We start from the raw sequence: 8942 nt of genomic DNA, 5'->3' as shown, positions 1-8942 counted from the left end.
CACCCCGCTGGGCATCGGTCACCGACAACGGCGGAATCTTCGGACCCGGACGACTCATACCGAACTAACGCCAAACCTCAGACTCAGGTCACTAGCGCAACATCGGCAGTTCGATCGCCGGGCAGCGGTCCATCACCATCTCCAGGCCCCCGGCCCGAGTCCTCTCGTACGCCGCCTCGTCGACGACGCCCAGCTGGAACCAGACCGCCTGCGAGCCGATCGTCACGGCTTCGTCGGCGGCCTGGCCCGCGATGCCGCTGTTGAGGAACACATCGACGACGTCGATTTTGAAGGGCACGGCGGAGAGGGACGGGTAGCCCTGCTCGCCGTGCACCGTCTCGGCCTTCGGGTGAATGGGGACGATGCGCTTTCCGTAGCGCTGTAGGACACCGGCGACTCCGTACGCCGCCCGCTCCTGGTTCGAGGACAGGCCCACGACCGCCCAGGTGTCTCCGAGCTCCGTCAGGATCTTGCGCACTGTTGCCGGATCGCCGTACACGCCCCGCTCCTTCTGCCGCCTATGGTCGAACAGCCATGACTACGCGACGAGTACGTCAGACATTCACGCCGAAGTCCGACGCGATGCCGCGCAGCCCACTCGCATAACCCTGGCCGACCGCGCGGAATTTCCACTCGGCTCCATGGCGGTAGAGCTCGCCGAAGACCATGGCGGTCTCGGTCGAGGCGTCCTCGGAGAGGTCGTAGCGGGCGATCTCCGCGTTGTCGGCCTGGTTGACCACGCGGATGAAGGCGTTGCGGACCTGGCCGAAGCTCTGGCCGCGGTTCTCGGCGTCGTGGATGGACACCGGGAAGACGATCTTCGTGATCGTGGCGGGGACCGCCGCGAGGTTCACCTTCACGGCCTCGTCGTCGCCCTCGCCCTCACCGGTGAGGTTGTCGCCGGTGTGCTCGACCGAACCGTCGGGGCTCTTGAGCTGGTTGTAGAAGATGAAGTGCTGGTCGGAGACGACCTTCCCCGAGTCGTCGCAGAGCAGTGCGCTGGCGTCCAGGTCGTAGTCCGTGCCGGTGGTCGTACGGACGTCCCAGCCCAGGCCGACCAGGATGGCGGTGAGGCCGGGGGCCTCCTTGCTGAGCGAGACATTGCCGCCCTTGGCCAGGGAAACTCCCACGATGTCCTCCTGAAGTCCTGAGGTGAAGTGCGTACCGGCCGTGGTCAGGGCCGGGGTTAAAAACTACAGCACTGTAGAAGTTGCCGGGGTACCGCGTCCCGATACCGCGTCCCGCTTACGATGTGGCGCTCCTCGAGGGGCCGTCAAGAGCGTCGTCAGGAACTGGCGTGGCGCAGCGTGAGCGCGAGGAGCCGCAGCCCCGCCTTCGGTGGTCCCTATGACGTAGGGGGCCCGCGGCGAATGGCCGCAAGCCCCCTATGGATCCGCTGAATTCACTGAACTCGCTGAATCCGATGAGTCGGCGGAATCAATCCGCCGGATCCGTCAGAGGTCGAACTCGTGCGGCGGCAGGTCCAGAGCGAAGCACGCCTCGCGCACCACGGCCTGCTCGGTCCGGTCGAAGTCGCCGTCGGCGCCGCCGATGACGATGCCGATCTGGATCACGGCACGCGCCTCCGCGGGCTTCTTCTTCGCCTTGGTGACCTCCTGCAACACGCTGACCTTGCCCATCGCGAAGTCGGCGATCAGCCTGTCGATGTTGGCGTCGAAGCGGCGCTGCAACTCGGCGGCGGGGAAGTTCTGCAACACCTCGTTGGTGGCGATGAGCTGGGCCACGCGCTGCCGCTCGGCCGGGTCGATGGAGCCGTCGGCGGCTGCCACCAGGGCGCACATCGCCATACTGGAGTCGCGGAAGGCGCCGCTCTGGAGGTCGTTCTTCTTCGCCATGAGCTGGGTCTGCATCGTCGATGCGGATTCCTTGACGCGGTCCCACAGGGCCATGAGAACTCCATACGTTGATCTCGTATATCTACAGCAACGTAGAAACTAGCCAGGGAGCTGAGAAGTTCCGCCGAGCTGAAAAGTTCCTCCGGACGAAGACGAAGACCAGGAGTTGGACGATGACGCGGTCAGCGCAGGACCTTCTCGACGCCGTGGCGACGGAGCTCGCACCGGACCCGGCGGCCAATCCACTCGTCCCGTGGCTCGCGGACGGCACGGCGAACCGTTCCGTGATCACCGCTCTCGCCCTGGAGCAGCGCTCCGTGATCCCCGCCGACCGCCGCTCCTTCCTGCATCTTGCCGACCGCTCGGCCGCCACCGGGGAGGCCGAGTGCGAAGCCTTCTTCCGTACGCTCGCCGAGGGGGAGACCCTGGCCTTCGAGCGGCTCGACGCCCTGGTCGCGGCCTGCGGCGTGGACAAGGCCGAGGCCGACGCGTACGAACCGCGGGCGGGCTGTCAGGCCTATCCGGCGTACGTCGCCTGGCTAGCCCTGAACGGCACACCCGCCGACGTGGTCCTCGCCCTCACCGCCAACTTCGCGGCCTGGGGCGCCTATTGCGCGACGCTCACCCGGGCGCTGCCCGCCCACTACGGCTTCAGCGAGGAGTCCTGCGCGTTCTTCGCCTTCTTCGCCGAACCCGCGCCCGAACTGGAGCGGCAGGCACTGGCCGCGGTACAGGCGGGAGTTGACCAGGTTCGGGCTCAGAGCGGCGGCCTCGACACGACGGGCACGGCCCTGCGCCACGGGAAGCTGCTCCAGCGCTACGAAGCGATGTTCTGGGAGACACTCGCCGAACCGGCGTAGCGCGTGACGGAGGGGCGAAATCCGCCACGTATGAGCGCGGCCTACTCTGGCGGGATGCACGACGAATACCGCACGGTGGCCCGCGAGGCCGTGCACGAGACCGAGGTCAACCACTCGCGCTTCCTGTGTGCCCTCGCGCCCGCGGCCACCGAGGGGGAGGCCAAGGACTTCGTCGCGCGCATCCGCAAGGAGCACCCGTCCGCTTCGCACAACTGCTTCGCGTACGTCATCGGGGCCGACGCCGGGGTGCAGAAGGCGAGCGACGACGGGGAGCCTGGCGGCACCGCGGGCGTGCCGATGCTCCAGATGCTGCTCCGACGTGACATGCGGTACGTCGTCGCCGTCGTGACCCGCTACTACGGAGGGGTCAAACTTGGCGCGGGTGGACTGATCAGGGCCTACGGAGGTTCGGTCGGCGAGGCGCTCGACGCGGTCGGCACCTTGACCCGCAGGCGATTCAGGCTCGCCACCGTCACCGTCGACCACCAGCGCGCGGGCAAGATCCAGAACGATCTCCGATCGGCGGGGCGCGAGGTGCGCGACGTGCGGTACGGGGACGCGGTGGCCATCGAGATCGGCCTTCCGGACGCCGATGTCGAGGCCTTCAAGGCGTGGCTGGCGGACGCGACCGCGGGCAGCGCGGTGTTCGAACTCGGGGGAGAGGCGTACGGGGACGCTTGACGCCCCCTTGCGGGCTCGACCCCAGGCGTGAATCTGTACGAATAGGTAGAATTCGGGTCATGGGAGAGCGGCCTATAGCGCCGACTGCGCCCGAGCTCGTCCTCGAGACCGACACCGGCTCCACGGTGATGAGTCCGAGCAGGGACTACCACGTCGGGCGCGACCCGTTGAGCGACGTCGTTATCGACGACGCCCGCGTGTCGTGGCACCACGCCGTCCTGCACGCCGAGGCGGACCACTGGACGATCGAGGACGAGCACAGCACGAACGGCACGTACGCCGACGGGCGGCGCGTCCACGAGTGGGGCGTCGGACCGGGCAGCGTCATCCGTTTCGGCAGCGTCGCCGACGGCCCGCGCGCGGTGCTCGTCGGCCGCGCGCCTCCCGCCCCCGCGGCCCCCGCCGCTCCCGAGCGCCCCTCCGGCGTCCATACGCCATCGGCCACCGGCACCTTCCGGCAGCCGACGACCGTACGCCCACTGCCCGCCCGCACCGTCCGCATCGGGCGTGCCGACGACAACGACCTGGTCATCGACGACCTGGTCGTCTCGCGCCGCCACGCCGAGCTGCGGGTCCTCGCTGACGGCACGTACGAGATCGTCGACCTCGGCAGCCACAACGGCACCTACCTCAACGGCCAGCCGGTCGCCCGCGCCCCGGTCGCGCCCGGAGACATCGTCGGCGTCGGCCACCGCGCGTACTGCCTGATGGGCGACGAGCTCCAGGAGTACGTCGACACGGGCGAGGTGTCGCTCGACGTGCAGGAGCTGACGGTCGCCGTCGACCGGGGCCGCAAGACGCTGCTCGACCGGATCTCGTTCCCCGTGGGTGAGAAGTGCCTGCTCGCCGTCGTCGGGCCGAGCGGCGCCGGGAAGTCCACCCTCCTCAACGCCCTCACCGGCCAGCGTCCCGCCGACGACGGCACCGTCCTCTATGACGGCCGCGATCTCTACCGCGACTACGCCGAGCTGCGTCAGCGCATCGGTCTCGTACCGCAGGACGACATCCTGCACGCCCAGCTCACCGTGCGCCGGGCCCTCGGCTACGCCGCCGAACTGCGCTTCCCCGAGGACACCGAGAAGGCGGAGCGCCGGGCCAGGGTCGACGAGGTCATCCGCGAGCTCGGCCTCGAGCAACGCGTCGACCAGCCCATCCACAGCCTCTCCGGCGGCCAGCGCAAGCGGGTGAGCGTCGCACTCGAACTCCTCACCAAGCCGTCGCTGCTCTTCCTCGACGAGCCGACGTCCGGACTCGACCCCGGCATGGACCGCTCGGTGATGCACATGCTGCGCGGCCTCGCCGACGACGGCAGGACGGTCGTCGTCGTCACACACAGCGTGCTCAGCCTCGACGGGTGTGACCGGCTCCTCGTGCTCGCGGCGGGCGGCAGGATCGCCTACTACGGGCCGCCGCGGGACGCGCTCCCGTTCTTCGGCTTCGAGGAGTGGCCGGAGGCGTTCGAAGCGTTCGAGGGGGACCGCGAGCGGGACTGGGCGTCGGAATACCAGGGTTCGCCGTTCCACCAGCAGTACATCGTGAACGCGTCCACGCAGCCGCTCCTGCCGCAGGGGAGCGGAGGTCCGGTCACCGCCTTCGCGCCGCCGCCGAAGGCGCAGAGCTGGGGGTCCCAACTGAGGACCCTGGTGCGGCGGTACGCGGCCGCGCTCGGCGCCGACCGGACGTTCCTCGCGATCATGATCGCGCTGCCGTTCGTGATGGGTGCCATGGCCCGCGCGCTCGCCGGGAGCAAGCTGACGCAGGAGACGGCGATGAACGCGCTGCTCATCCTCTGCGTGGGCGGAGTCCTGACCGGCGCGGCCAACGCCGTACGGGAACTGGTCAAGGAGCGCGTCATCTACCAGCGCGAACGGGCTGTCGGGCTCTCCAGATCGGCGTACCTGATGTCCAAGGTCGTCGTGCTGGGCGCGATCACGGTTCTCCAGGCCGTCGTCCTCACCCTGGTCGCCCTGCTCGGCGTGGACCTCAACGCACCCGGCGGCGAAGGCGTGCTCCTGCCACCGCTGGTGGAAATCACGGTGGCGGTGGCCCTCCTGGCATTCACGGCCATGATGCTCGGCCTCCTCGTCTCGGCCCTGGTGCGCAAGGAGGAGGTGACGATGCCGCTGCTCGTGCTCCTGGCCATCGTCCAAGTGGTGTTCTGCGGCGCACTCCTGAAACTGCACGGGGTGCCGGGTGTTGAGCAGCTGGCGTGGCTCGTGCCTTCGCGGTGGGCCCTCGGCGCGATGGCGGGGACCATCGGTCTCGGCAGGATCGTCCCGGGGGAGCTGACGGCCGACCCGCTGTTCAAGCACTCCGTAGGCGTGTGGCTGATCAACATGGGCATGTTGGTGGCCCTGTCGGTCGTCTTCGGATACGTGGTCGCCAGGCTGCTGCGACGGCACGAACCGGCAGTCATGCGGAAGTAGGACGCGATGACCACTACGGACTTCCGCCCCACACATGTCGTCCCCCAGGACGGGCTGCCCGCCTGGGAGACGCCGGACGTGAACCGGCCGACGGTGCCGCTGGACGCGTTGCTGCCCGTGCAACTGGTCGACCGGCTGGGTGACTGGGCCCAGATTGTCTGCGCCAACGGCTGGTCGGCCTGGGTCGACGGCCGCCTTCTCATCGCCGTACCGCCTGCTCCACCGGCCGCGGGCCACCCTCTGACCCGCACGGCGGACCCGCGTCCACTGCTGGCCAGGGCCGAGGAAGCGGTGGGCCGCTACCGGAGCGCGGCGGAGGAACTGTCGACCGGCGGGACCGACGGCGAGTCATTCCGCCGGCGGACCCATGGACTGCGCGTGGGCATGGTGGTGGACGGCGAATCGGTGTGGCTCTACGACGCCGAGCACGAGCGGTGGGTGTACTGCGACGGGACGCGGCTGAGTACGTACGCCACGGGGGGCCGTCCGAGCGTCCGGGGCGAGGGGGACACGGGGGACACGGGGGACACGGGCGAAGCGGAGGCTGATACCGGTGGCGCGGCGGGCCCGGAGCCGACGCAGGTGGTCGGGACCGCGGCCGATGCCGCCCCCGCCCAGCCTCCGTCCGGCGAAGCCCCCGCTCCGTCCGGCGAAGCCCCTGCTCCGTCCGGCGAAGCCCCTGCTACGTACGCCGAAGCCCCCGCTCCGTACGCCGAAGAACCCACCCGCATCGTTCCGCCCGCCCCCGACCCGCCGCATCGGCCCGGTGAAGCCCGATGAGTCCCGCACCGCCCGAAGCGAGCCAGAGCCCGTACTCCGGGCGGCCGTCCGAGCTGATCGGGGCGCAGATCGCGGGGTACCGCGTCGAGGGTGAGATCGGGCGGGGCGGGATGGCTGTCGTCTATCGCGCCAGGGATCTGCGCCTGGACCGCACCGTCGCCCTGAAGCTGCTCGCCCCCGAGCTCGCCCGCAACGACACCTTTCGGCAGCGCTTCACCCACGAGTCGCGCGTGGCCGCCGCGATCGAGCATCCGCACATCGTGCCGGTCTTCGAGGCAGGCGAGACGGACGGCGTGCTGTACATCGCCATGCGCTACGTTCCCGGGCTCGACCTGCGCCATCTGCTCGACCGCGCGGGCCCGCTCCCCGTCGGAGCCGCCCTCCGCATCGCCGCGCAGGTCGCGTCGGCGCTCGACGCGGCGCATGACCACGGGCTGGTCCACCGCGACGTCAAACCCGGCAACATCCTTGTCGCCAAGGGCACGGACAGTGACCACCCGGAGCACGTCTACCTCACGGACTTCGGCCTCACGAAGAAGTCGCTGTCCCTGACCGGGTTCACGACCGTGGGCCAGTTCGTCGGGACCCTCGACTACGTGGCGCCCGAGCAGATCTCGGGGCGCCCGGTGGACGGCAGATGCGATGTCTACAGCCTCGCCTGTGTCGTCCACGAGACCATGGCCGGCGGGCCGCCCTTCCAGCGCGACGACGACATGGCGCTTCTCTGGGCCCATCAGTACGACAAGGCGCCCCTGCTGACCGAGATACGCCCCGACGTTCCAGAAGCCCTCGACGGCGTCCTCGCGAAGGCGCTGGCCAAGAGCCCGGAGGATCGGTACGGCTCCTGCCTGGAGTTCGTGTCCGCTCTGCGTGCCGCGGCCACGGGCAGCGCGGACGGCCACCCGCCCACCCAGGTGGACCTCCAGGTCGTGGGAGCACCGCCGAAATCGGGCACACCCCCGGAGCCGCCCGACTGGGCACGGCCCGTCTTCCGGAGCCTTTCCGGCTAGCTCTGGCCGGGCTCGACCTCGCCCCGCCGGTGCACCCGCCGCGCGAGCAGCCCGCCGAGAAAGCCGGTGACCAGGCCCCAGGCCACGGCGAGGATCAGCGCGCGCCACAGGTGCGGCCGCAGCTCCACGCGGCCGGAGAGGCCACCGCCGAGGTCTCCGATGCCGAGGAGGGAGAGGCCGTAGTGGGCCTTGACGGAGGCGAGCAGGCAGACGGCAAGCACGGTGAGGGTCAGCGCCACCGCCATGTGCACCGCGTGCTGCCAGGCCCGCATCCGGGCCGGTGAGCGCGCCGCCATCAGGAACGCGGCCCACAGGACAAGCGCCGCCGCGACGCCAAGGAGCCACCACACCCGGCCGTCGTGCTCGGAGAGCGTATGGAGATCGAGCGTGGAGTCGTCCGGAGTGCGCAGTACGTCGTCGAGTACGCGCGGCATGGGCAGTCCGAACGGCCCCTCCACGCGGCCTTCCCAGGAGACGCCGAGCCCGAGAGTGAAAGCGAGCCAGGCAAGGTTGGGAAGCCCGAGAAGGAGCACCGCGAGCGTTTGGGCGGCATGGCCCTTCGTCGCCGTCACGACCAGGCCGATCACCAGGCCGAGAGCCACGTAGGAGAGCAGCAGGACCACCATGGCGAAGGCCGCGGGGCGCACCGACTCCTGGAAGCGCAGGAGGCGGCCGGGGAGCGGGGCCCCGCGCGAGACAAGGAGCGCCACGGCGATGACGCCCACGAGCCAGAGCAGCCCGAACACGAGGGTCAGCGGTACGTCGGTCTCGAAACCGACCCGCGGGGACGCGTCGAGCAGGTCGCCGATGTCACCCGCCGTTCCCTCCCCGAGCTCGATGGTGAACCGGTGGCGCGCGAGCAGGGCGAGGCCGATGAGCAGCAGGACCCACAGCACCGCGATCCGCGCGGCCCATCCCGCGAGCTCGCCCGCGTGAGCGACGGCCCGGTGCCGCAGCGGCCTGAGGAATCCGGCGGCGATGACCAGCGCCCCGGCGAGACCGACCGAGAGGGGGAGCACGGAGAGCCCCGCGTCCGTCTCGGCGATCGCCCCGGCGTCGCCGGAGAGCCCGACGGAGCCGCCGACCGCCATCACGACGACGGCGGCGACCACGCTCGGGAACGCGCCGCCGGGCAGATCGGCCGCCCCGGCGGCCCACAGTCCGAGCGCGGCGACGACGGCCATGGCCACCAGCGCGGCGAGCACGGCCACGACGGCGTGGAGCCAGCCGTGGGGGGTGATGCGCGGTTTCTGGTCGGTCACGGTCACGTTGTCACGCTAGGCAGCCCTTCGTCGGCCCGCCCCTAGGGGAGGGCCGACCGTGTCCGAC

General features: G+C 70.3%; 9 protein-coding genes. 5 read left to right on the top strand and 4 right to left on the bottom strand.

Annotated elements, in window-relative coordinates:
- Positions 1–91 precede the first annotated feature (91 nt).
- From ACGFSB_RS33885 to ACGFSB_RS33875, 3 genes are all read right to left on the bottom strand, one after another.
- Positions 92–499 (bottom strand): CoA-binding protein, encoded by a 408-nt coding sequence (locus tag ACGFSB_RS33885; protein ID WP_393407366.1) that lies wholly within the window; start codon positions 497–499, stop codon positions 92–94.
- Between the two features lie 55 nt (positions 500–554).
- Positions 555–1130: a TerD family protein gene (locus ACGFSB_RS33880; RefSeq protein ID WP_393407363.1), complete on the bottom strand. Its 576-nt coding sequence runs from the start codon at positions 1128–1130 to the stop codon at positions 555–557.
- Between the two features lie 324 nt (positions 1131–1454).
- A complete protein-coding gene (locus ACGFSB_RS33875; RefSeq protein ID WP_393407361.1) occupies positions 1455–1910 on the bottom strand; it encodes a tellurite resistance TerB family protein in 456 nt (151 codons plus the stop codon).
- 119 nt (positions 1911–2029) lie between these two features.
- On the opposite strand from ACGFSB_RS33875, the gene ACGFSB_RS33870 reads away from it, so the two are divergent.
- Genes ACGFSB_RS33870 through ACGFSB_RS33850 form a run of 5 tightly spaced genes read left to right on the top strand, consistent with a single transcriptional unit; the run spans position 2030 to position 7613 of the window.
- Positions 2030–2716: a transcriptional regulator gene (locus ACGFSB_RS33870; protein WP_393407359.1), complete on the top strand. Its 687-nt coding sequence runs from the start codon at positions 2030–2032 to the stop codon at positions 2714–2716.
- Between the two features lie 54 nt (positions 2717–2770).
- Positions 2771–3397 carry a YigZ family protein gene (locus ACGFSB_RS33865; RefSeq protein WP_393407356.1) on the top strand — a complete coding sequence of 209 codons (627 nt, stop codon included), beginning with the start codon at positions 2771–2773 and terminating at the stop codon, positions 3395–3397.
- 59 nt (positions 3398–3456) lie between these two features.
- Entirely contained in the window at positions 3457–5823 is a 2367-nt protein-coding gene (locus tag ACGFSB_RS33860) for an FHA domain-containing protein (RefSeq protein ID WP_393407354.1), read from the top strand.
- 6 nt (positions 5824–5829) lie between these two features.
- A complete protein-coding gene (locus tag ACGFSB_RS33855; RefSeq protein WP_393407352.1) occupies positions 5830–6603 on the top strand; it encodes a hypothetical protein in 774 nt (257 codons plus the stop codon).
- On the top strand, positions 6600–7613 hold the full coding sequence (locus ACGFSB_RS33850) for a serine/threonine-protein kinase (protein WP_393407350.1): 1014 nt from the start codon (positions 6600–6602) through the stop codon (positions 7611–7613). Before ACGFSB_RS33855 ends, ACGFSB_RS33850 begins: the two co-directional genes overlap by 4 nt.
- On the opposite strand, the gene ACGFSB_RS33845 is transcribed toward ACGFSB_RS33850, so the two are convergent.
- Positions 7610–8875 carry a streptophobe family protein gene (locus tag ACGFSB_RS33845; RefSeq protein WP_393407381.1) on the bottom strand — a complete coding sequence of 422 codons (1266 nt, stop codon included), beginning with the start codon at positions 8873–8875 and terminating at the stop codon, positions 7610–7612. The two genes, ACGFSB_RS33850 and ACGFSB_RS33845, sit on opposite strands and share 4 nt — an antisense overlap.
- Between the last annotated feature and the right edge of the window lie 67 nt (positions 8876–8942).

The organism is Streptomyces sp. NPDC048441 (assembly GCF_043200235.1).
In the GTDB taxonomy this organism is placed as follows: Bacteria; Actinomycetota; Actinomycetes; order Streptomycetales; family Streptomycetaceae; genus Streptomyces.
Note: the sequence above shows the minus strand (reverse complement) of the source record. Positions and strands in the feature narration are given on the sequence as shown.